This window comes from Billgrantia zhangzhouensis (genome assembly GCF_021404465.1).
In the GTDB taxonomy this organism is placed as follows: domain Bacteria; phylum Pseudomonadota; class Gammaproteobacteria; order Pseudomonadales; family Halomonadaceae; genus Halomonas; species Halomonas zhangzhouensis.
In genome coordinates this window covers 197,650-219,254 of the sequence record NZ_JABFTT010000003.1, presented here as the reverse complement: position 1 = coordinate 219,254, position 21,605 = coordinate 197,650, and the positions used below count along the sequence as shown (strand labels likewise).

General features: G+C 64.1%; 18 protein-coding genes. 9 read left to right on the top strand and 9 right to left on the bottom strand.

The window, feature by feature from the left end; translation table 11 throughout:
- Positions 1 to 5 precede the first annotated feature (5 nt).
- Positions 6 to 608 (top strand): class I SAM-dependent methyltransferase, encoded by a 603-nt coding sequence (locus tag HOP51_RS04740; RefSeq protein ID WP_159550661.1) that lies wholly within the window; start codon positions 6 to 8, stop codon positions 606 to 608.
- A gap of 218 nt (positions 609 to 826) precedes the next feature.
- On the top strand, positions 827 to 1,951 hold the full coding sequence (locus HOP51_RS04735) for an aminotransferase class V-fold PLP-dependent enzyme (protein WP_234272813.1): 1,125 nt from the start codon (positions 827 to 829) through the stop codon (positions 1,949 to 1,951).
- Positions 1,952 to 2,032: 81 nt separating this feature from the next.
- Here the strand turns inward: HOP51_RS04735 and HOP51_RS04730 are convergent, their stop codons facing one another.
- Entirely contained in the window at positions 2,033 to 3,508 is a 1,476-nt protein-coding gene (locus tag HOP51_RS04730; RefSeq protein WP_234272812.1) for a hypothetical protein, read from the bottom strand.
- A gap of 120 nt (positions 3,509 to 3,628) precedes the next feature.
- Positions 3,629 to 5,965 (bottom strand): mechanosensitive ion channel domain-containing protein, encoded by a 2,337-nt coding sequence (locus HOP51_RS04725; protein ID WP_234272811.1) that lies wholly within the window; start codon positions 5,963 to 5,965, stop codon positions 3,629 to 3,631.
- 118 nt (positions 5,966 to 6,083) lie between these two features.
- Between HOP51_RS04725 and HOP51_RS04720 the strand changes: the two genes are divergently transcribed.
- On the top strand, positions 6,084 to 7,103 hold the full coding sequence (locus HOP51_RS04720) for an amidoligase family protein (protein WP_234272810.1): 1,020 nt from the start codon (positions 6,084 to 6,086) through the stop codon (positions 7,101 to 7,103).
- Entirely contained in the window at positions 7,100 to 7,777 is a 678-nt protein-coding gene (locus HOP51_RS04715) for a gamma-glutamyl-gamma-aminobutyrate hydrolase family protein (RefSeq protein ID WP_234272809.1), read from the top strand. Before HOP51_RS04720 ends, HOP51_RS04715 begins: the two co-directional genes overlap by 4 nt.
- Positions 7,778 to 7,837: 60 nt before the next feature.
- Here HOP51_RS04715 and HOP51_RS04710 read toward each other — a convergent pair whose 3' ends face one another.
- Entirely contained in the window at positions 7,838 to 8,269 is a 432-nt protein-coding gene (locus HOP51_RS04710; protein ID WP_234272808.1) for an OsmC family protein, read from the bottom strand.
- 159 nt (positions 8,270 to 8,428) lie between these two features.
- On the opposite strand from HOP51_RS04710, the gene HOP51_RS04705 reads away from it, so the two are divergent.
- Positions 8,429 to 9,319, top strand: a complete 891-nt coding sequence (locus HOP51_RS04705) for an aldo/keto reductase (RefSeq protein ID WP_234272807.1) — start codon at positions 8,429 to 8,431, stop codon at positions 9,317 to 9,319.
- Here HOP51_RS04705 and HOP51_RS04700 read toward each other — a convergent pair.
- Together HOP51_RS04700 and nfi are read right to left on the bottom strand one after the other, a co-directional pair.
- A complete protein-coding gene (locus HOP51_RS04700; RefSeq protein WP_234272806.1) occupies positions 9,316 to 9,879 on the bottom strand; it encodes a DUF1415 domain-containing protein in 564 nt (187 codons plus the stop codon). The genes HOP51_RS04705 and HOP51_RS04700 overlap by 4 nt on opposite strands.
- Positions 9,880 to 9,939: 60 nt before the next feature.
- Positions 9,940 to 10,635, bottom strand: coding sequence for a deoxyribonuclease V (nfi, locus tag HOP51_RS04695; RefSeq protein WP_234272805.1), 696 nt, complete (start codon positions 10,633 to 10,635; stop codon positions 9,940 to 9,942).
- Between the two features lie 159 nt (positions 10,636 to 10,794).
- Here nfi and HOP51_RS04690 point away from each other — a divergent pair, with 159 nt between their 5' ends.
- The 4 genes from HOP51_RS04690 to HOP51_RS04675 all read left to right on the top strand — a co-directional run bounded on the left by HOP51_RS04690 (position 10,795) and on the right by HOP51_RS04675 (position 16,820).
- Complete coding sequence (locus tag HOP51_RS04690; RefSeq protein WP_234272804.1) at positions 10,795 to 12,084, top strand: exonuclease SbcCD subunit D; 1,290 nt, start codon at positions 10,795 to 10,797, stop codon at positions 12,082 to 12,084.
- Positions 12,081 to 15,386 carry an AAA family ATPase gene (locus HOP51_RS04685; protein ID WP_234272803.1) on the top strand — a complete coding sequence of 1,102 codons (3,306 nt, stop codon included), beginning with the start codon at positions 12,081 to 12,083 and terminating at the stop codon, positions 15,384 to 15,386. The genes HOP51_RS04690 and HOP51_RS04685 overlap by 4 nt, the downstream gene beginning before the upstream one ends.
- Positions 15,387 to 15,474: 88 nt before the next feature.
- Entirely contained in the window at positions 15,475 to 15,843 is a 369-nt protein-coding gene (locus HOP51_RS04680; RefSeq protein WP_234272802.1) for a YciI family protein, read from the top strand.
- Between the two features lie 98 nt (positions 15,844 to 15,941).
- Entirely contained in the window at positions 15,942 to 16,820 is an 879-nt protein-coding gene (locus HOP51_RS04675) for an alpha/beta fold hydrolase (RefSeq protein ID WP_234272801.1), read from the top strand.
- Between the two features lie 22 nt (positions 16,821 to 16,842).
- On the opposite strand, the gene HOP51_RS04670 is transcribed toward HOP51_RS04675, so the two are convergent.
- The 4 genes from HOP51_RS04670 to katG form a co-directional block, all read right to left on the bottom strand.
- Entirely contained in the window at positions 16,843 to 17,295 is a 453-nt protein-coding gene (locus HOP51_RS04670; RefSeq protein ID WP_234272800.1) for a hypothetical protein, read from the bottom strand.
- A 13-nt stretch (positions 17,296 to 17,308) separates the two neighbouring features.
- The gene (locus tag HOP51_RS04665; RefSeq protein WP_234272799.1) at positions 17,309 to 17,662 is read right to left on the bottom strand and encodes a hypothetical protein; all 354 of its coding nucleotides are present in this window, start codon (positions 17,660 to 17,662) and stop codon (positions 17,309 to 17,311) included.
- Between the two features lie 167 nt (positions 17,663 to 17,829).
- Positions 17,830 to 18,939, bottom strand: a complete 1,110-nt coding sequence (fic, locus tag HOP51_RS04660; RefSeq protein WP_234272798.1) for a protein adenylyltransferase Fic — start codon at positions 18,937 to 18,939, stop codon at positions 17,830 to 17,832.
- Between the two features lie 220 nt (positions 18,940 to 19,159).
- Positions 19,160 to 21,382 (bottom strand): catalase/peroxidase HPI, encoded by a 2,223-nt coding sequence (gene katG / locus HOP51_RS04655; protein WP_267957611.1) that lies wholly within the window; start codon positions 21,380 to 21,382, stop codon positions 19,160 to 19,162.
- Positions 21,383 to 21,605 lie beyond the last annotated feature (223 nt).

Here is a 21,605-nt window from a genome sequence, read left to right as displayed (position 1 = left end):
TGCCCATGGCGGTTCAAGAGCGACCCTCGGTCTTGGCAGGCCCCGAGCGACGAGCCCAACTGACGCTGTTCGCCCGTAACTTCTTCAAGCATCCGCGCATGCTCGGCTCGATCATTCCCAGCTCGTCCTTCCTGGTACGCCGCTTGCTGGAACCGGTCGACTGGGAGCGGGCCCGGGTTGTCGTCGAGTACGGTCCTGGAGTCGGCACCATTACCCGAGAGATCCTCAGCCGCTTGCATCCCGACGCCACGCTCGTGGTGATCGAAACCAACGATGACTTCGTCGACTTCCTCAACCGTTCCCTGTCCGATCCGCGCCTCAAGGTGATCGCCGGCTCGGCCGAAACGATCCTGGCCGAACTGGAGCGCTTGGGCCTGCCCGCTGCCGATTACGTGGTGGCCGGCCTTCCTTTCAGCACCATGCCCGCAGAGATCCGCGAGCGCATCCTCAAGGGTAGCCATGAAGCTCTGGGACCGGAGGGAGCGATGCTGATCTATCAGTTCTCGCCCAAGGTGTCGTCCGACCTGCGCCAGACCTTCACCCGAGTGGAGAGCACCTTCGAGCCGATCAACATTCCGCCAGCCAGAGTCTATTTCTGCCACAAGTGAGCCCAATCGCGCCGACATCGCGGGCTATCGACTCGCAGTGTCGGCCACCTCGGGTCGCACCAACCGGGGTATGGTGCGGCCCGATGGCCTAGTTTCCTGTGTTTCCATTCCCCCTGCACTGGCCCATGGCCGGGAAAGGACATATCCTCTTCGGTTCAAAGACACTAATTCGAAGACATTAGCTCGAAGACACAGCTACGCACCGAAGGGAGAAAGCAATGCCCGGCCTGTTGCCCGACGTCGACCCCGATGGCCTGCTCGAGTACTCGGTGGTCTATACTGATCGCTCGCTCAACCATATGTCCCAGCGCTTCCAGGGTGTGATGCGTGACGTCTCGGCGACTCTCAAGAGAGTCTACCGGGCACGCAGTGCCGTGATCGTGCCCGGCAGCGGCACCTTCGGCATGGAGGCCGTGGCCCGTCAGTTCGCCACCAGCCGGCACTGCCTGATCATCCGCAACGGCCAGTTCAGCTATCGTTGGTCGCAAATCCTGGAAATGGGTGCCATTGCCGCCTCGACCACGGTGCTCAAGGCGCGCCGTCTGGACCCGCAGGATCCGCACTCCCCTTTCGCTCCGGCTCCCATCGAGGAGGTCGAGCGCACCATTCGCGAAGAACGGCCAGGGGTGGTATTCGCGCCCCATGTCGAGACCTCCGCTGGCCTGCTGTTACCCGACGATTACCTGAAGCGGGTCGCGGCGGCGGTACATGACATCGGCGGCCTGTTCGTACTCGACTGCATCGCCTCGGGCACGCTGTGGGTGGATATGGTCGAACTGGGCATCGACGTCCTCGTCAGCGCGCCACAGAAAGGCTGGAGCGGCCTGCCCTGCTGCGGCATGGTGATGCTCTCCGAAGCGGCCCGCGAGCGCATCGAGCAGACTGTCAGCACCAGCTTTGCCTGCGATTTGCGCAAGTGGCTCTCGATCATGGAGACCTACGAGAACGGCGGCCATGCCTATCACGCCACCATGCCCACCGACGGTCTGGCCCGGCTGCGCGACATCATGCACGAGACCGCCGAGTACGGCTTCGAGCGTGTTTGCGAGGAGCAGTGGGCGCTGGGCCAGGGAGTGCGCGAGCTACTGGCCCGCTACGGCTACCGCAGCGTGGCAGCACCGGGCTTCGAGGCCCCGGGCGTGGTGGTCTGCTATACCGAGGATCCCGGCATCGTGACCAAGTTCGGCGCCGCCGGACTCCAGGTCGCCGGCGGCGTGCCGCTGATGTGCGACGAAGGTGCCGACTACCAGGCGTTCAGGATCGGCCTGTTCGGCCTCGACAAGCTGCATAACCGCGAACGCAGCCTGACCCATCTGGAAGCCGCGCTAAAACAGATCGCCTGACCTTCCTTCCGGCAGATGCACGTCAGAAACGAACAGGGCGGCCCCTTGGCCGCCCTGCTGCCTACCACCACATCCGTCGCATCAGTGAGCTTGTCCCCCCTCCTGATGCACCCTGACCACATCGACGATGCGTGACCGGCTCATGACGATCTTCCAGCGCTGCAGGATCGGCTCGGCGTTGGCCACCTCTTCCCGTATCACCAGGTTAAGCAGATGGCGCTTTTCGACCGACTCGCGGGAAACCTGCCCATCCTTGAGCCGATAGACATGATGGCTGCCCTTGTCCATGAGCCGGGTTAGCAGCGACAGGTCGATCGAAAGGGTCTCGTGGGTTTTTTCGTAGCCGCTGAGAAAGCGCGTCGGCGACATGCGTGAACTTGAACGGTAATGCAGCACCACCTCCTCACGCTGGGCCACATTGCGCTTGCGCACACGCTTGATCTCCTCGTCGAGCTTGCCAAAGCGCTTGTAGTCGAACCATTCGAGCTGGCGTCCTACCAGCTTGTTGCTGGTCGCATCGACATACTGCCGGCGCCACTTGGGCCGCCCCTTGCGTAGCCAACGCCATAGCGTATTGCGCAAATCATCCTTGAACACCTCGCGCATGGCATAAAGCACCGCCATGGCCAGCACGAACAGCGCGGTGACGTTACCCACGGTGTCACGAGCCTGGAGCAGCCCCAGCGAGACGAAGATCATCACCACGCCGGTGGCCAGGCCCTTGACCGCCTTCTGCTCGGCACCGCCCAACTCCTGGTTCTGCTGCTTCAGAGTCACGGGGTACTCGATGAGGCGCCGCAACAGGCGCATCTTGTTGGACATGCGCGTAGGATCGCGCACCACCCGGCTGGCGTTGTATTCGGCCTGCTCGCGGTGCGCAGCCTCGGCCTGGCCGATCTCCAGCAGGCGCTCACGAATGGTGCGGTAGCCGCGCCCCCGCGGCAGGTGAGCGACCAGCGCTAGCAGGCGCTGTTCGGTGAACCACGAGAGATAGTTGTCGATGTTGGCGTAGTACTTGTGCAGGCTCTCCTCGCTCGGCTGATTGCGACGCAGACGGCGCAGGATACCCTGGGCCAGCTCGCACAGCTCCTCGAGGCGCTCCTGCAAACCGGCGGACACGATCCGCTCCGAGAACTCACCGTCACTATCCTCGGCGTTGCCTTCATCGGCCTGCGACTCCCCCCGCTCGGGCTTCTCGGCATGACGTTCGACCTGCTGCACGCGTCTTGCGGTATCGAGTAGCGTCTGGGTCGCACGCTCGAGCGCCACCACGTATTGGTAGGCATAAAGACTCAGGCTCAGGCGGTACTGCTCGGTACTCAGCCTGCCACGGCTGGCCAGGCGGCTGAGCACCAGCGGCAGGTGGTGCTTGTCGCTGTAATAGGTCCGCTTGACGTGGATCGCCCTGTAGTAGAAGGCATCCTCGGAGATGACATGTTCGTTGAGGCCGAGCTCTCCCGGCACGAACAGGAACAAGTCCAGCCGATGTGACGTCTCCTCCTGCAGCACACGGGAAACCTTGAGATGAAAGCTGTCCTTGCGTTCGACGGTGATCACGTCGTCGCGGCTCCTTGTACGGCCCGAGGCCATTGTCAGGCCGAATGATTGTCATGGTACGGGCAATGCCGGCCCGCTTTCCATCTCGGGCCGGCTCACACTAGCGGCATGTGCCTCAACTCAGGAGGAGTCCGGCGAGGAGCGCCAGGGGCTGGTCGATCCCTCCGGGTCGGCGATACCGGCTTCGCCGGGCGCCCGCCCCTTGGCATCGCGCGGCATCGTCGCCTCTTCATCGGTGCCAGGCGCCTCGCCAGGCTGGCCTTCCATGCTCACGCTCAAGCGCGGCATGCCGAGATCGAGGCCCTGCGCCTCCATACGCTGCTTGAGCAGCAGATTGAACGCACGCGCTACGTCCCATTGCATGACAGGTGCGGTGCGAAAGCGCATGCGCAGCACGGCAGCGCCCTCGTCGAACCGGTCGATGCCCTGCATCTCCAGCGGTGACCAGATGTGATGACGCATCATCGGGTCCTGGCGCAGCTCCTGGGCGGTCTCCTGCATCAAGGTGATGGCAGCGTCGATTTTCATGGTATGCGGAATGCGGATACGCATCAGTGCGATACCGAAGTGGCGTGACATATTGTGAATCGACTGGATGGCACTGAAGGTGATGATGTGTAGGATGCCGTCCAGGTCGCGCAGCCTCACGGTGCGCAGGGTCAGCCCCTCGACGGTGCCCATGTGCCCGTTGATCTGGACAAAGTCGTCCACGGCCAGTGAGTCCTCGACGATGATGAAAATCCCCGTGATAAGGTCCTGTACCAGGGTTTGGGCACCGAAGCCCACGGCCAGGCCGATGACGCCGGCACCGGCCAGTAGCGGTGTGACGTTGACCCCCAGATTGGCCAAACCGACGATGGCAGCGATGAGCACGATGGTGGCGAAAATCACGTTGCGGATCATCGGCGTGATGGTCTGGGCGCGAGCCTGGTTGACACGCCGGCCCCGTGAGCGGGCGGAAGAGACCAACGCGCGCTGAATGGCGGTATCGGCAAATATCCATGCCAGCCAGGCCAGCAGTACCGTGAAGCCCAACGCCAGCAATGCCTGGCCGATACGCACCCCGGCCACACCCTCGCGGCCCAGGCCGAACAACGAGCCGCCCCACACTTGCAACGACAGCTCGGCAAACACGATCCAGGCCGTCACGTGCGAGAGGGCATAGCCGAAGCGTTCGAGACGGCGACGGTACTCGCTGACCCGACGCCGCCGGGTACGCCTCTCGCTATGACGCTGGATCAGCCGCGTCACCACCAGGGTCAATACCAGCAGCGCGGCCGAGATGATCGAACGCGCCAAGGCCGCCCCGACATCGCCCACGGTGATGAAGATGGCCAACAGCGAGCCCACTACCATCAGCAGTGCCGGCACGTGCCACAACCGACCGACGATACGGGCCATCTCGATGGCGGTGCCGCCTTCGCGCCGCACCTTCCATGAGCGATTGCGGATCAAGTGCTTGATCGGGCGCTTGAACTTGAAGATGAAACGAATGCTGAGCAGTGCCGCGAGCATGTTGGCCAGGACCGAACCCAGCGCCGCCAGCTCTTCTCCAACCTGCCAGGAGAGCCGCGCCGCATTCAGCGCATCGCCGAGCGCGATCAGCGCGCCGATCAGGAATAGCATGCGCAGCCCCTGCTGCTGGAGCATCCTCACGGCCGGGTAGCGATGGCCACGGGTGAACACCGATACCACGCATTCGACGATGACCGACAGGGTGCGCCCGCATAGGGCCAGGTAGGCAATGACCAGCGCCAGGGTGTGTCCAGGGTTGGCCGGTAGTACCTGGGTCAAGCCCATGATGATGACGAATGACAGCGCCCAAGGCAGCATGCGGCGCAGGAAGTGCAGTGCCAGCAGCCAGCCGCGAGGCTCGCGCGGCAGGTCGAGGGGCAGATCGCGGCGCGCGAACAGTCTCCTGCCCAACGCGATGAGAGCGACCAGAGCGGCCATCCAGATGCCCAATAGCAGGGCGCCGTCGAATGCCGAGCGTAGCAACTGCGGCGTCCCGGTCTGCACCACCAGTGCGCTGAGATCGGCCCAGCCCTGCTCCAGCTGACGCTGCCATTCATTGAGGGGAGATTCTCCCGCCTCGGCTTGCTCGCCCAACTCACCGAGCGTTTCGGCCAGTGCACCAAGCAATCCCTGACGCTGGAGCGTGCCGTCCTCTTCCATACTCTCGCCGTGGGCCTGCTGGATGTCGCGCAGCTCGTCGAGCAGGGCACCGCGCCGTTCCTCATCCTCCAGCGTGGCAATCACTTCGTTCAAGGACTGCTGGAACGTTTCGGCGTCATGCGTCTCGCCCCGAGGCGACTCCTCCTGAGCCAATCCACCGAGTGGAAGCCCCTGGGCCTGCAGCGGTCCAGCCAGCAATAGCGCCAACACGAGCAGCAGCCCGCTGCGAATCGTCCTTCGCCAGAGCCCGCCATTGTCACGCGAGGAAAACACGTCTGGCATCGATTACTCCCTTGTTCCGTTTATCGTGCACCTGGGCGAACGGCCTCAGATCACTCCGACTGACCGCCGCTCTGTGCTAGGCTGGCGTTCAGACTCTCGAGTCGCACAGGATGCCTTCATGCTGCCGCAATCACCACCCGAGCCTCTGAATGCCCAAGGCAGGACTCGACGGGTTGGCGTCGAGATAGAATTCGCCGGACTTCCTCCTCAGCAAACCGGCGAGCTGGTACGCGACCTATTCGGTGGCGACCTGCAACTGATCAGCCCGCATCGCTTACGGGTCGAGGCTACGCGTTGGGGCGACTTCGTCATCGAACTCGATACCCAGTACGCCCACCCCGATACCAGGCTGCTGCAGGAGATACCGCGACACGACACCGAATGGGAACGCCAGCGTCATCAGATGCGCCTGGACTTCCACAACAAGACTCGAGAGCTGATCGGCGACGTGGTCACCGGCCTGGTACCGACCGAGATCGTCTGCCCGCCGGTGCCCTGGAACGAGCTGAGCGAACTCGACAAGCTGTTTGCCGCACTCAACGCTCACGGCGCCAAGGGCACCGACGCCAGCCTGCTGTACGGCTTCGGCCTGCATCTCAATCCCGAGGCGGCCAGCCTGGAGCCCGACGCCATCCTGCGCCAGTTGCGCGCCTTTCTGTTGATGGCAGCCTGGTTGCGCAAGGAGATCGATGTCGATATCACCCGAGAGGTGCTGCCACACGCCAATCCCTTTCCCAAGCACTACATCCTGCATGTGCTCGACCCCGACTACGCACCGGACCTGGACACACTGATCGCCGATTACGTCAGCTTCAATCCCACGCGCAATCGCGAACTCGATCTCTACCCGCTGTTAGCCTACCTGCGCCCCGATTACCCCAACGAGCTGTTCCGCAACGATTTGATCAAGCCACGGCCCACGTTCCACTATCGCTTGCCTAACGCCCAGTTGTCCCAGCGCGGTTGGGGCGCGGTGGTGGAATGGAACCGCTGGGTCGCGGTGGAACGCCTCGCCGCGGATCGCAAGGAACTGCTCGAACGCGCCGGGCGCTACGTCAACCTGCATACGCAATCGCTCATGACTCGCATGGTCGGCAGGCTACGCCACTGGATCAAGGAGGTCCGCCCGCCCTCATGACGCGTCCGCTCATCGGCATTACCACATCGGATTACAAGAGTCGCATTGCCTGGTGGTTCGATTGGTTCGCCGTATGGCGACACGGTGGCAGGCCGCTGCGGCTCTCCCCTTCCCGTCCTTTGCCACAGGCGTTGGACGGTCTGATCATCGGCGGTGGCGATGACATCCAGGCCCACCTTTACGGCGGCGAAGTCCAGCTCGACGTGCGCCTCGACCCTCAGCGCGACGAACTCGAACTCGAGCTGATGGAGCGTTTCATCCCTCAAGGCAAGCCGGTACTGGGCATCTGTCGCGGCGCTCAGATGCTCAACGTTCACCTCGGCGGCACACTGGATCCGGATATCTACACCACTCACGAGGGTCTCAAGCGCCGGCGCACCGTGCTGCCGCGCAAGACGGTGGATATCGTTGCCGACAGCCAGCTCCACCGCATCCTCAAGGTGAGCTGGTGCCGCATCAACAGCCTGCACCACCAGGCCGTGCAAGAGGCGGGGCGAGGCATCGAGATCGTCGCTCGCGATCGCGACGGGCTGGTCCAGGGTATCGAGTCGCGCAACCATGAGTTCCTGATCGGCGTGCAGTGGCATCCCGAGTGGCTGGTCTTCAATCGCCCCCAGCAGCGGCTGGTTCGCGCTCTGGTCGAGGCGGCACGCCGTACCATGCCTTCGGCCTAGTGGGTGCTGAAACCAGCGCGGCCACCCGTAGGTGGCCGCTGCGAACCGAGCGAAGCGCCTTCAGTTCTCCAGGCTGGCATCCAGGGTGATTTCGGCCTTGAACAGCTTGGAGACCGGACAGCCCTCCTTCGCCTTTTCAGCCGCGCCATGAAAGGCCTTGTCGTCGGCACCGGGGCTGCGTACCCGGGTCGTGAGATGGATCTTGGTGATACTGAAGCCACCGGCATCCTGCTCGAGGGTCACGGTGGCCTCGGTGGCAATGCGCTCGGGGGTCAGGCCGGCCTCGCCCATGATCATCGATAGTGCCATGGAGTAGCAGCTGGCATGGGCGGCACCGATCAACTCTTCGGGATTGGAGCCGGGTTCGCCTTCGAAGCGCTTGCCGAAGCTGTAGGGCACGTCCTTGAGCGCGCCACTTCCGGTCGAAACCTGACCCGTGCCCTCTTTGAGGCTACCCTCCCAGACAGCGCTACCGGTTTTCTTGATACTCATGTGGGTCGACTCCTTGCGATACGAGAACTGGCCAAAGGATTGGGCGATGACGTCCATGGGACATCACCACTTCCTCACCATAGCGCATCGACTTGTCTTCGCCATCTCTTTGGCGAATAATTTTGAAAATATTTTCCAAAATATACTTATGAGCTAGCCATGACCGATCACCGCAACCCCCACGTGACCTTACCCGCCACTGCACATGAATCGGCGTTAGAGCTGCCTGCCATCGGCCAGGGCACCTGGTATATGGGAGAAAACCTGGTGCCACGCCGTGACGAGGTGCGTGCCCTGCAGCACGGCCTGGAACTGGGCCTGACGCTGGTCGACACCGCCGAGATGTACGCCGACGGCGGCGCCGAGGAAGTGGTCGGCGAAGCGCTGGCCGGGCGCCGCGACCAGGCCTTCCTGGTCTCAAAGGTCTATCCGTGGAACGCCGGACGCGACAGTGCCATTGCCGCCTGCGAGCGCAGTCTGAAGCGGCTCGACACCGACCGCCTCGATCTCTACCTGCTCCACTGGTCAGGCGATATTCCGCTCGAGGAAACCCTGGAGGCATTCGAGCGGCTGCACGCGCAGGGCAAGATTCTCCGTTTCGGCGTCTCCAACTTCGACGCGGACGAACTCGCGACATTGCACGGCCTGCCCGACGGTAACACCTGTGCCGTCAACCAGGTGCTCTACCACCTTGGCTCACGCGGCATCGAATACGCCCTGCGTCCATTGATGCAGCGCCTAGGCATGCCGCTGATGGCCTACTGTCCGCTGGCCCAAGCCGGCAAGCTGCGCCAGGACCTGTTCGGCCACTCGGTGGTGAGAGAAGTAGCCGACGGGCTCGGCATTACCCCCGCCCAGCTACTGCTGGCCTGGGCAGTTCGCCCCGTGGAGGGCGAGCGCAACGTCATCGCCATTCCCAAGGCGGTCCAACCGCGGCACGTCGAGCAGAATGCCGGGGCACTGGCGGTCGAGCTCAACGACGAGGCCTTGGCCCGGCTCGAGGAAGCCTTTCCGGCGCCCCGACACAAGGAGCCGCTGGATATCGTTTAGCGTTTATCGGCCCTATCACGCAGCGCTGCCAGTGTGGCAGCCAGGCGTTCACCGCCGAGCCGGTGCATGGTCTCGATGTTGCGCTCGGGAATCGCCTCGGGGTCGGGATAGTGCGCCAAGGCGCGCTCCAGGCCCGCTTCGCGCAGCAGGTGCAGCATCGGCCAGGGCGAGCGATTGGTGAAGTTGGCCGGATCATCCTCCGTCGCGCCTTCGAAGCAGTAGTCGGGATGAAAGCTGGCGAGCTGATAGATCCCCTCGTAGCCTTGCTCGATCAGCAGCGCCTCGGCCACGGCGAGGAAATCGAGATAGTCGTCGAAATCCTCGAGCCCCGGGCGCAGGACCATCAGCGTGGTCTCGATCCCGGGTGTGACGTCGAGCCGACGGCACTCCTCGATCATCGTCTCTAGGGCCGGCTCCCACTCGTTCGCCGCTACCTCGACGAAACAGATGGAATCGCTTACGAACTCCCGCCGTGCAAAGGGGCAAACGTTGTGGGCCACGACGAAGCCTTCCACCCAGGCACGGGTGGCGGCGCAGGCGGGCGTCAGGGATTCAGACATTGGCAGGCTCAGGTAATGGCGGAAAGAGCCAGTATACCCGAGCCGATGCCGGGCGCGGCTTCAATCCGCCGGTCGCGGCATGGGCCCTCGCCTCGAGGCCAGCCGATCGGCCAGCCGGGTCGGCTCCGGCAGCTTGGTTCGGCCCAGGCATTTCACCACCCAGTCGAGCGAGGTCGCCAGCGTAATGCGATGCCCCAGCGAGACGAACAGCGGCTTGACACCCACCCGCGTGCGCAGCACCGCGCCGATCGTCTCACCGCGATGGCGTAGCGGCGTCCATTCTCCGCGCGGCTCGGGCACTTCATCATGTACCCCGCACAGCCGCGACTTGGCCACGCCGATGGTTGGCAGGTCGAGCCACAGCCCCAGGTGAGAGGCCACGCCGAGACGCCGCGGATGGGCGATGCCCTGGCCGTCGACCATCACCAGCTCGGGACGTGTAACGAGCTTGCCGAAGGCCTCCAGCGCCGCCGGAACCTCGCGGAAGGAGAGCAGTCCGGGAATGTAAGGCATGCGGGTCGGCTCACGGTGCACCACTTGCTCCACCACCTCGAAACCGGCCACGGGGTCGCCGGGCCAGGCCAGCACCACGATTGCCGCCCGGGTGATCTCGCCTTCCTGCTCGAAGCCGATGTCGACGCCAGCGATATGGCGCACCGGCCCCAGCCGATCCTCACGCTCGATGCGGGGAGCCAGCTCACGCTGCAGCGCGATGGCCTTCTCCGGGGTGGGGGTCCATTCATGTAGTGGCGTCATCTCGGCGTCCTTCGTCGGCTTGAGAAACTTGCTTCCTTGCACAAGGTGAGCTGCTCGGCAGTGTAGGCGGTTGCAGCACACTTCCCAAGGCCGGTCGACGGCGACGAGGCCGTGGGGCATTCGTGTATCATCGGTGCAGAACCGACGACGAGGGATACCGTGATCAAGCTGATCCACACCGCCGACTGGCACCTGGGCCAGACCTTTCACGGCCAGGAGCGCCTCGCCGAACATCGCGTCTTCCTCGACTGGTTGCTCGACACCCTCGTCGCCCGCGAAGCCGACGCGCTGCTCGTCGCCGGTGACGTCTTCGATGTGGTCAACCCGTCGCTGCAGGCGCAGGCGCTGCTCTACGACTTCATCGTCGCCGCCCACGAGCGCCTGCCGATGCTGGATATCGTGCTGATCGCCGGCAACCACGACAGCGGCAACCGCATCGAGCTGCCAGCGCCGCTGATGCGCCGCCTGCGCGCCCATGCCCTGGGCCGGGTGAGCTGGCTTCCCGACGGCTCGCTCGACACCGAGCGCCTGCTGGTACCGCTCACCGATGCCTTCGGCGAAACATGCGCCTGGTGCCTGGCACTGCCCTTCCTGCGCCCCGCCGAGGTGACCGGCCTTGTCCGCCCCGGCGAAGTGGAGAATGGAGAACGCAATGACGACGCTCGCAATGACTATGTGGCCGGCATTTCCCGCGTGCATGAACAGCTGATCGCCTCTGCACGCCAGCACCGGGCGCCCGGCCAGGCACTGGTGGCCATGAGCCACGCCCACCTGCACGGCGCCGCCGTTTCCGAGGCGAGCGAACGCCCCATCGTGATCGGCGGCGAGGAGTCGATCTCCGCCGGCCTCTTTTCCTCCGATATCGCCTACGTGGCCTTGGGCCACCTGCACCGCGCCCAGCAGGTGGGTGAGGCACGCATCCGCTACAGCGGCAGCCCCCTGCCGCTCGACTTCAGCGAGGTAACGTATCCTCATCAGGTAGTGGAGGCGGTGCTGGAGGGCGAAAGCCTCGCCGCCACGGAAGCGATTCCCGTACCGCGCCCGGTGGCCATGTATCGTGTCGGTCCCGATGAACTCGCTACCGTGCTGGCCGAGCTCGAGGCACTGCCCGACGACCCGACCCTGCCGCGCGAGCGCTGGCCCTGGCTGGAAGTGCGTGTCGAACTCAGCGCCCCGGTACCCGACCTACGCGCCCAGGTGGAAGCCGTGCTGGAAGGCAAGGCCGTGAGGCTGCTGCGCCTGGAGCGGCGCCTGCCTCAGCACGCTGCCGAAGGCAGGCCGGAGCGAGTCGATCTGCAGCAGCTGGGGCCGAGAAAGCTATTTCAGCGCACCTGGGAAAAACAGTGGGGCGAGGCCCCCGGGACCGAGGTCATGGCCGATTTCGACCGGCTGCTGCAGGATGTGCTCGATGCCGACGGCGAGGAAACTGCCGGGGAGGGCCGCTCATGAAGATTCTCGCCCTGCGCCTGGCCAACCTGGCCTCCCTGCCCGGCCCGTTGGAACTCGACTTCACGGCGTCGCCGCTCAGCGATGCCGGCCTGTTCGCCATCACCGGCCCCACCGGGGCCGGCAAGAGTACCCTGCTCGACGCCCTGTGCCTGGCGCTCTACGGCAACACCCCGCGGCTGCGCCAGGCGCCGGTACGCGACGCCCCGCTACCCGACGTGGAGGGCGAAACGGTGAGCACCGCCGACCCGCGAACCCTGCTGCGCCGGGGTACCGCCAGTGGCCATGCCGAGGTCGACTTTCTCGGCCGCGACGGGCGCCGCTACCGCGCCCGCTGGGCCGTGCGCCGCGCACGGGACAAGGCCAGCGGCCGCTTGCAGACCGTCGAGCAGTCGCTACGCGATCTCGACGACGATCGCCTGCTCACCGCCCAGAAACGTGAGTTCGACCGCCTGCTGCCGGAGCGTCTGGGTCTCACCTTCGATCAGTTCACCCGCGCCGTGTTGCTGGCCCAGAGCGAGTTCGCCGCCTTCCTCAAGGCCGACGACAACGAGCGCAGCGACCTGCTGGAACGCTTGACCGGCACCGCCGAGTATTCGCGGATCTCCATGGCGGCCTATCGCCGTGCCAGCGAAGCGAAGAAGCGCGTCGATGCCCTGCAGGCCCGGCTTGCCGACGATCTTCCCGCCGAGTCCGAGGCCCGCGCCGAGCTCGAGCGCCATGCCGAGGCCGCCGAGCAGGCTCTGGCTGGTTTGCAGCATCAAGCCAAGGAGCTCGACGCCCGCCAGCAGTGGCACCTCGACGACCAGAGGCTCCGCCAGGCCCATGCCGAGGGCCGTCATCAGCACGACCGGGCGCTATCGCATTGGCAGGCGCTGGCCGACGCCCGCGCCGATCGTGAATGTCGCCGGCTGCTCGCTCCCCAACGCCACCGCCTGCTGCGCCAGGCCGCGCTGCCCGGCGAGATCGCCACGCTGGAACAGGCCCACGGCCGGACCTGCCAGGATCTCGAACGGGCCAAGGCCACCCAGCAAGCAGCCCAGCAGGAACGCGACCAGGCCGCTCAGGCGTTGGCCGAGGCCAGCGAGGCCCGCCAGCAGGCCGAACCCGCTCTGCGCCAGGCGCGCGAACACGCCCAGGCGCTGGCGACCGTGGAGCGCCAGTTGGCCGACATCGAGACACGCCACGGGGAGTGCCACAAGCAGAGCGAGGCATTGGCCAACCAGCGCGAGGCGGCCCAGGCCAGGCAGCTCGAACTCAAACGGCGACGCGACGAATGGCAGGCCACTTTGCGCCAGTTGATGGGCCGCCACGAACGACTCGACGCGGCACGCCAGGCAGCCCAGCAGGATCATGACCAGGCCGCACGGCGCAGCCTGGCGCTGAGCGAGCTGGAAGGGCGATGGCAGGAGGCCTGCCGCGCCGAGCAAGCCCGGCAGCAGCTGGCCAAGCGTACCAGCGACGACGAAGCGCGCCAGGCCGAGCTGGTCACCCAAGGCAAGGCCGCCCGAGAGCGGCTGGACGAATGCGAGCGCCACCACCGCACCCTGAGCGACTTCATCCAGCGCAGCCGCGCTGCCCGCAGCGAGAGCGTGGTACGGCTGCGGGAAGCGCTGAGGGAGGGTGAACCCTGCCCGGTCTGCGGTGGACGCGACCACCCTTTCCGTCACCAGCCGCCTGCCACCCCTGAAGCGGCGCAGCTCGCCGCCCAGCAGGCGCAGGAAGAGCAACAGTTGAACGAGGCCAGGCAGGCCTTCGAGCAGGCCCAACTGGCACGCAACGAACTCGAGGGCGAGTACCGCGCCGTCCTGGCGGCCATCACGCGCTGCCGCCAGGAGCTTCACGAGGCCGAAGCGCGCCGGGTCCAGGCACACCAGGTCCTGGCGGATCACTCGCTGTTTGCCGAGTTGACGGCCATCGACAGCGCCGAACGCGACGCCTGGCTGAGCCATCAACGTCAACGGAGCGAAGCGGCGCGCGAGCGGCAGCAAGCCACGCTGCAGGCACTGGCCCGCGCCGATGACGAGATCGCACCGCTGGAACAGGCATTGCACCAGGGCGAACTCGAGCTCGCCCAGCTCGAGGCCCGGCGGGCCTCGCTGGAAGAGGAAACCGGCAGGCTCGCGGAGCAGCTCCCGCCCCTGCGCCAGCAGCACAGCGATCTCGCCAGCCGGCTCAAGGCCCTGCTCGGCGAACACGCCTCGCCGGACACGTGGCAACGGCAGTTGGAAGCGCACCAGGAGGCCGCTCGCCAGCAGCGCGACCAGGCCATCGAGCGCTGCCATGGTGCCGAGCGCGAGCAGGCACGACTCACCCAACAGGCAAATCACGAAGCCGAGCGCATCGAGCAGCTCATCCAGGAAGGCGCCACACTGGAAAGGGAACTGACCGAGTGGCGCCAGGCCCATCCGCAGCTGGACGATGCCACGCTGACCCGGCTGCTGGCACAGCCCGAGGAGGAAGCCGAGCGCCAGGAGCGTGAACTGAATGAGGCCGACGAGGCGCGTCAGCGCACCAAGGCAAGCCTTGGCGAGCGCCGCCATGCGCTGATCGAGCACCGCCACGTCCTGGCACTGAGCGACGCTGGTGATAGCGACGAGGCGCTACTGAGCGAAGCCACCGAAGCGAGGATCGCCAGCCGCCATGAGGCGCTGGCCGTCGAGCGTCAGGATCTCGCGCCACAGCTGAAGGAAGCCCAGCAACTGCGCGATGACGCCGTTCACGTCCTGCGCGACGACGACCGCCGCCGCGCGCGCCAGCAGGAGGGCCAGGTCGAGCTGGAAGCCGCCCGTGTCGAACAGGTGCGCTGGGGACGCATCAGTGAGCTGATCGGCTCCGCCGACGGCAAGACCTTCCGCCGTATCGCCCAGGCCTACAACCTGGAGCAACTGCTGGAACACGCCAATCTTCACCTGGCCAACCTCAGCCGCCGCTACCGGCTGGTCCGCGGCGGCAGCGAACTCGGCCTGCTGGTGGAGGACCGCGACATGGGCGACGAGCGTCGCTCGGTGCACTCGCTCTCGGGCGGCGAGACCTTCCTCGTCTCGCTGGCCCTGGCGCTGGGACTCGCCTCCATGGCCTCCGGCGAACTCCTCATCGAATCGCTGTTCATCGACGAAGGCTTCGGCAGCCTCGACCCGCAGTCGCTGGCACTGGCCATGGAAGCGCTGGACGGCTTACAGACACTCGGCCGCCGTGTCGGCGTGATCTCCCACGTACAGGAGATGCACGAAAGAATTCCGGTACAGATCCAGGTGGAACCGCTGGGGAATGGCACCAGTCGGGCGAGGTTGGTCAGCCTTTGACGTCTCGTCATCCTTCACGGCTCATTGCGCTGGTCCATCCCGTGCGGCATCTTCTACGGATCAGCATTCCAAACGTGAGGGTTTCCCCATGAAGTACCTCTGTCTCGCCTATGAGGAAGAGCGAATATTCAGCGAAATGACGGAGGCCCAGTGGCATGAGCTACTACAGGAAACCCTGGATTATGTGGCCGACCTGCAGAAACAGGGCAAACTGGTCCTGACCAACGCCCTGCAGAGCGCCACCAAGGCTCACACCCTGAGAATTCGTAATGACGAACTCATCATGACCGATGGGCCCTTTGCCGAGACCAAGGAGCAGCTAGGCGGTTTCTTCTTGATCGAGGTCGTGTCAGAAGAGGAAGCCCTGGAGATTGCTGCCGGCTGGCCGTCAGCGCGGCTTGGCACCATCGAGGTGAGACCCGTCGAGGAGGAGTTGAGACCCACAAGCCGCTACTGAGCGGGAGGTTGGTGAGTGTCTAGCCGCTCGAAGAGACGTCGATAGGCGGCCTGCCTCGGCTATGCTGCATGAGTCATGGAAAGATTGAAGGGGGCAGCATGAAGGAGTTGGCGTTGCACGGCATGCGTTGCCTGGGCCTGACGCTGCTGCTGGCACTGGCGGGCCAGGCGCTGGCAGCCGAGGTGAACTGGCCGCGAATGACCGAGTCGGCAGACGGCGTACCGATCGCCTATGAGGTACAGGGCAGCGGCGAACCCACGCTCGTGTTCATTCATGGGTGGAGCGGCGACGGACGCTATTGGCGCGGGCAGGTGCCGCACTTCTCGCGCCAACATCGGGTGGTGACGATCGATCTCGCCGGCCACGGCCATTCCGGCCTGGCGCGCGAAGATTTCACCATGCCGGCCTTCGGCGAGGATGTCAAAGCGGTGCTGGAGGACCTGGACGTGGCACAGGCCCTCCTCATCGGACACTCCATGGGCGGACCGGTCGCCGTGGAAGCGGCACGACTCATGCCGGAACGCGTCATCGGGATCGTGGGTGTCGATACCTTTCACCATGTCGCACCGCAAATGACCCAGTCCGATCTCGAGCAAATGCTGGCACCAATGCAGGAAAACTTTACCGACGCCGCGCATCATTTCACGGCTACGATGTTCGTCGAAGAGACCGATGCCACGCTACGCGATTGGGTCATACGGGACATGGCAGCCGCTGTGCCAGACGTTGCCCTCAGTGCATTCCAGGACATGGGAACACGCCACATCGATGGGGAAGCGGCGCAGCACTTCCAAGAACTGACCGTGCCGGTAGTCGCCATCAATGCCGACCTGTGGCCGACCGACGTCGAAGCCAACCGGCAACTGTTGGCCGAATTCGACGCCGTGATCATGGAAGGCACCGACCACTTCCTGCACATGGCCAAACCAGATGCCTTCAACCGCGAGCTGGAACGGATGATCGGTACGCCGCCATGATAGCCGGGATGCCAAACCTTCGCTACCGATCCACGCCGAGGGTCTTGACCCTGTGGTAGAGCGCCACGATTGCGCCTCCGCCCAGTATCATGCAAAGACCCGCCACCACGATGACCAGGGCATCGTAGGCCACGGCGCCAGTGGTAGAGTAAGCCCCCACCAGCATGCCAACATGGCGTACCACCAGATAGACGCCTATCAGGAAGGTGCCGGCACGCACCAGATCCTCATCCGTAACAGCGACGGCCGAATCCGAATCGCCATGCCATCTGTCCGCCAGACTACCCGCGAAGCACCATAGCAGCACCCCGCCCAGCATCGGCACCATCACCGTGGCGATCAACACCGGCAGCATTTCTCCGGTCCAGAACTCACCAACATTCGGGATGAACAGCGCCGGCAGCACTGAGAACAGAGTCTTCAGGAAGAGATAGAGACCCAGCAGGCGAATCATCAGTATGGAAAAGGGCTTCATGGAACCTCGCTGATCAGTCTGACGCCTCATCATCGATAATGGGCGTTCCCTGCGTATCGATCATCACGCTGTGGCACTCGACCTCGAACCACTCATCGAAGCGTTTCAGGGTACGCTTCGGCCACAGCGCCGGATCGGTGTACCACTCCTCCAGTTCCGACTCGAACAGGTTGCGCCAGTTGGCCTTGATCCACCGCCTGACCTCCTCGAGTGATTCGGCTACCTCATCGCTGACCAGGTAGACGGTGCGATCGCGATTGACCTCGGCTTCGGTGATTGGAGTGCTGCCCGGCGCGGGGTCAGCGTCGTTGATCCACTGCACGGCAGGAGTCTTGTAGCGCAGCAGCAGGGCGGAACGGTTGAGCATGTCACTCTCCAGAGTTTGAAGACTGATTACAGCATACAGACAGCTGACCTGACTCTTTCAGAAAACACTGGGGCATGTCGTGTTCCGTTCGAGGCCGGCAAAGCCGGCCTTATTTGAATTTGAGGCTGAAATTAAAATAAGCCGCGTCACTATTTGAATCAGCGGCCTCATGACGCCGGGTAAGGCACGACCTCATTGCTGTCTTCGGTCATCAGGCGGACCAGCTTGGGATGCACGAACAGCTTTTCTCGCCCGGCTCGGACCCCCTTAAGCACACCGATATCGCATAGCTGCTGAAGATAGCTGGAAGCGGTCTGGCGCCGGGCAATGTCACGCTCCACCAAATTATTGATTCGGCAGTAGGGCTGCTCGAAGATCACCTGCACCAGCTCATGGCTGTAGACCTTGGGCAACTGCTGCTGGATATGGCGGGTCGTATCCTCAATCAGCGTGCGGGTCGCCGCAATCTTGTCGGTGGTCCAGCGGGCCGTGTATTCCACGGCCTTGAGCATATAAAGCAGCCACTCCTGCCACTGCCCCTCGCGAGTCACGGCCAGCAGCAGGCGGTAGTAGTCAGGCTTATGCAGCACGATAAAGCGACTGAGGTAGAGGATCGGCAGTGTCAGCAGCTGCTGCTCGATCAGATAGAGGATGTTAAGCACTCTGCCCGTACGCCCATTGCCGTCGGTGAAGGGGTGGATCGCTTCGAACTGGTAGTGAGCCACGGCCATCTTGATCAGGGGATCGACGCCATCCTCCTCGTGGAGATAGCTTTCCCAGTTCGCCAGCAATCTGCGCAGCGCCTCCTCTCCCATGGGCGGGGTGTAGATCACCTCGCCCGTGGCCTGGTTGGCCAGGGTGGTGCCCGGCACCCGCCGAAGCTCCATTTCGGCGCCCTTGATGGTGCTGCAGATCTCCACCGCAGTATTGGTGCACAACGGCCGCCTGGCCAGCTCGCGGTAACCATGGCTCAGCGCGGTACGATAGCGCAGCGCCTCCTTGGTGGCAGGATCAGCGTGGGTATCCTCCTGGGCAAATTGGAAGAGCCTGTCAGTGGTAGTGACGATGTTCTCTATTTCGGAGCTGTCGCGGGCTTCCAGCAAGGGCAGCAGGTTGACGAGCAGCCCCTGGTTGGGCAGCAGCTCACCCGCTTGCTTCAGTTCCGCCAGTGCCGCCCTAGCCGGAATGCAGGCCTTCAGCACGGCTGGCCTTTCGAGCTCTTCGGTGGGGGGCAGCGGCGGTAAGTCATTGTAGGGCTGATCGGGACGCCAGCTCATGTTCATTTCTTCCTGAAAAATCGACACATCGTCAGCTTATGTCGAAGGCATCGACATATCCAGAGGACGTGTCGAAAAAAACGGATTTTTTAAACATGTTTGAGAGACATGTTTATCACATCGACATATTGGCATGACGTGTCGAAAAAATGCGTTTCGTAAACAAATTAAGAAGCGCCCGTTGTCGGGGCGCCTCCGTCACGTCGCCTTCGCTCGGACGTCAGGACAAATCGAAGCGATCCGCGTTCATTACCTTGTTCCAGGCGGCGACGAAGTCCTGAACGAACTTCTCCTTGGCGTCGTCCTGGGCGTAGATCTCGCTGATCGCGCGCAGTTGCGAGTTGGAACCGAACACCAGATCGACGCGGGTGCCGGTCCACTTCAGCTCGCCGCTCTTGCGGTCGCGACCCTCGAACACGTCGGCCTCCGCCGAGGCCGGCTGCCACTGGGTGCCCATGTCGACCAAGTTGACGAAGAAGTCGTTGGTCAAGGTGCCGGGGCGGTCGGTGAACACGCCGTGGCGCGCGTTGCCGTAGTTGGCCTCGAGCACCCGCAGCCCACCCACCAGCACGGTCATCTCCGGTGCGCTCAGGCCCAACAGCTGCGCCTTGTCGATCAGCATCTCCTCGTCGGAGACGGTGAAGCGAGCGCGGCAGTAGTTGCGGAAGCCGTCGGCCTCGGGGCGCAGCCACTCGAAGGATTCGACATCGGTCTGCTCGTCGCTGGCGTCGGTACGCCCCGGTGTAAACGGCACTTCGATGGCGTGACCGGCATCCTTGGCTGCTTTCTCGATGGCGGCAGCGCCACCCAACACGATCAAGTCGGCCAGCGAGACCCTCTTGCCGGACTGCAGCGCATTGAAGTCGCTCTGGATGCTTTCCAGCGTCTTGAGCACCTTGGCCAATTGCTCGGGCTGGTTGGCTTCCCAGTCCTTCTGCGGGGCCAAGTGAATACGCGCACCGTTGGCCCCACCGCGCATGTCGGAGCCACGGAAGGTGGATGCCGACGACCAGGCGGTGTAGACCAGCTCGGCAACGCTCAGGCCCGAACCGAGAATCTTGCTCTTGAGGCTGGCGATGTCCCGGGCATCGATCAGCTCATGGTCCACGGCGGGCACCGGATCCTGCCAGATCAGTTCTTCTGTCGGCACTTCCGGACCGAGGTAGCGCGCCTTCGGCCCCATGTCGCGGTGGGTCAGCTTGAACCAGGCGCGGGCGAAGGCATCGGCGAACTCGTCCGGATTGTTGTGGAAGTGCTCGGAGATCCTGCGGTACTCCGGATCCTCACGCATGGCCATGTCGGCGGTGGACATCATGATACCCACACGCTTCGAGGCATCTTCGGCGTCCGGTGCGTGGTCCTTGTCGGCAAGCCCCTTCGGCGCCCACTGCTTGGCGCCCGCCGGGCTCGTGGTGAGCTCCCACTCGTAGCCGAACAGCACGTCGAAGTAGCTCATGTCCCACTTCGTCGGCGTCGGGGTCCAGGCGCCTTCCAGGCCGCTGGTGATGGTGTCGCGGCCCTTGCCGCTCTTGTGGCCGCTCTTCCAGCCGAAGCCCATCTCCTCCATGGGCGCCGCCTCCGGCTCGGGGCCAACGTTGACCGGATCACCCGCGCCGTGGGCCTTGCCGAAGGTGTGGCCGCCGGCGGTCAGGGCCACCGTCTCGTAGTCGTTCATCGCCATACGGCCGAAGGTTTCGCGGATGTCCCTGGCCGAGGCCAGCGGGTCCGGGTTGCCGTCCGGCCCTTCCGGATTCACATAGATAAGGCCCATCTGCACCGCGGCCAGCGGGTTCTCCAGGTCGCGTTCGCCGGAATAGCGGCTCTTGGCGTGGTCGCTGGTAGCCAGCCACTCGTCCTCGGCGCCCCAGTAGATGTCCTCTTCCGGCTGGTAGACATCCTCACGCCCGCCGGCAAAGCCGAAGGTCTTGAAGCCCATGGATTCCAGCGCGACGTTGCCCGCCAGGATGTACAGGTCGGCCCAGGAGAGCTTGTTGCCGTACTTGCGCTTGATCGGCCACAGCAGGCGCCGCGCCTTGTCCAGGTTACCGTTGTCGGGCCAGCTGTTGAGCGGCGCGAAGCGCTGGGTGCCGGTACCGGCGCCGCCACGCCCGTCACCCACCCGATAGCTTCCGGCGCTGTGCCAGGCCATGCGGATGAACAGCGGACCGTAGTGGCCGTAGTCCGCCGGCCACCACTCCTGAGAGTCGGTCATCAGCGCTTCAAGGTCTTGCTTGACGGCGGGAAGGTCGAGGGACTTGAACGCCTCGGCGTAGTCGAACGCCTCGCCCAGCGGATTGGACTTCGGCGCATGCTGGTGAAGAATGTTCAAATTGAGCTGGTTGGGCCACCAGTCCTGATTGGCGTTGCCGGTGTCGCCCTTCTTGGTGCGCGCCCCGTGCATGACGGGACACTTGCCTGCGCTGCTGTCGATTTTCTGGTCCATGATACTCTCCCTTTGTTGCCGTGCTGTCGTGCAATGTGGCTGTATCGTGAGAATAGGTATATCAGCGAAAGCGAAAGAGGGAGACTTGATTTTCCACACCGCAGCAATAGCCAATTTCAATAGCACTACCAAATTCGATTGAGCCAGGCTTTTGTCATGCTAAGCTGGAGACGACCATCCGCTGCGAGCTGCAGGCGTGTTAGGCTTCAGGCAATGCCCCGAA

What these genes read in the sequence shown, in the direction of transcription:
- HOP51_RS04740 (WP_159550661.1), top strand. Translation starts at nt 6, where the DNA reads ATGGCGGTTCAAGAGCGACCCTCGGTCTTGGCAGGCCCCGAGCGACGA.
- HOP51_RS04735 (WP_234272813.1), top strand. Translation starts at nt 827, where the DNA reads ATGCCCGGCCTGTTGCCCGACGTCGACCCCGATGGCCTGCTCGAGTAC.
- HOP51_RS04725 (WP_234272811.1), bottom strand. Translation starts at nt 5,965, where the DNA reads ATGCCAGACGTGTTTTCCTCGCGTGACAATGGCGGGCTCTGGCGAAGG.
- HOP51_RS04720 (WP_234272810.1), top strand. Translation starts at nt 6,084, where the DNA reads ATGCTGCCGCAATCACCACCCGAGCCTCTGAATGCCCAAGGCAGGACT.
- HOP51_RS04715 (WP_234272809.1), top strand. Translation starts at nt 7,100, where the DNA reads ATGACGCGTCCGCTCATCGGCATTACCACATCGGATTACAAGAGTCGC.
- HOP51_RS04710 (WP_234272808.1), bottom strand. Translation starts at nt 8,269, where the DNA reads ATGAGTATCAAGAAAACCGGTAGCGCTGTCTGGGAGGGTAGCCTCAAA.
- HOP51_RS04705 (WP_234272807.1), top strand. Translation starts at nt 8,429, where the DNA reads ATGACCGATCACCGCAACCCCCACGTGACCTTACCCGCCACTGCACAT.
- HOP51_RS04700 (WP_234272806.1), bottom strand. Translation starts at nt 9,879, where the DNA reads ATGTCTGAATCCCTGACGCCCGCCTGCGCCGCCACCCGTGCCTGGGTG.
- nfi (WP_234272805.1), bottom strand. Translation starts at nt 10,635, where the DNA reads ATGACGCCACTACATGAATGGACCCCCACCCCGGAGAAGGCCATCGCG.
- HOP51_RS04685 (WP_234272803.1), top strand. Translation starts at nt 12,081, where the DNA reads ATGAAGATTCTCGCCCTGCGCCTGGCCAACCTGGCCTCCCTGCCCGGC.
- HOP51_RS04680 (WP_234272802.1), top strand. Translation starts at nt 15,475, where the DNA reads ATGAAGTACCTCTGTCTCGCCTATGAGGAAGAGCGAATATTCAGCGAA.
- HOP51_RS04675 (WP_234272801.1), top strand. Translation starts at nt 15,942, where the DNA reads ATGAAGGAGTTGGCGTTGCACGGCATGCGTTGCCTGGGCCTGACGCTG.
- HOP51_RS04670 (WP_234272800.1), bottom strand. Translation starts at nt 17,295, where the DNA reads ATGAAGCCCTTTTCCATACTGATGATTCGCCTGCTGGGTCTCTATCTC.
- HOP51_RS04665 (WP_234272799.1), bottom strand. Translation starts at nt 17,662, where the DNA reads ATGCTCAACCGTTCCGCCCTGCTGCTGCGCTACAAGACTCCTGCCGTG.
- fic (WP_234272798.1), bottom strand. Translation starts at nt 18,939, where the DNA reads ATGAGCTGGCGTCCCGATCAGCCCTACAATGACTTACCGCCGCTGCCC.
- katG (WP_267957611.1), bottom strand. Translation starts at nt 21,382, where the DNA reads ATGGACCAGAAAATCGACAGCAGCGCAGGCAAGTGTCCCGTCATGCAC.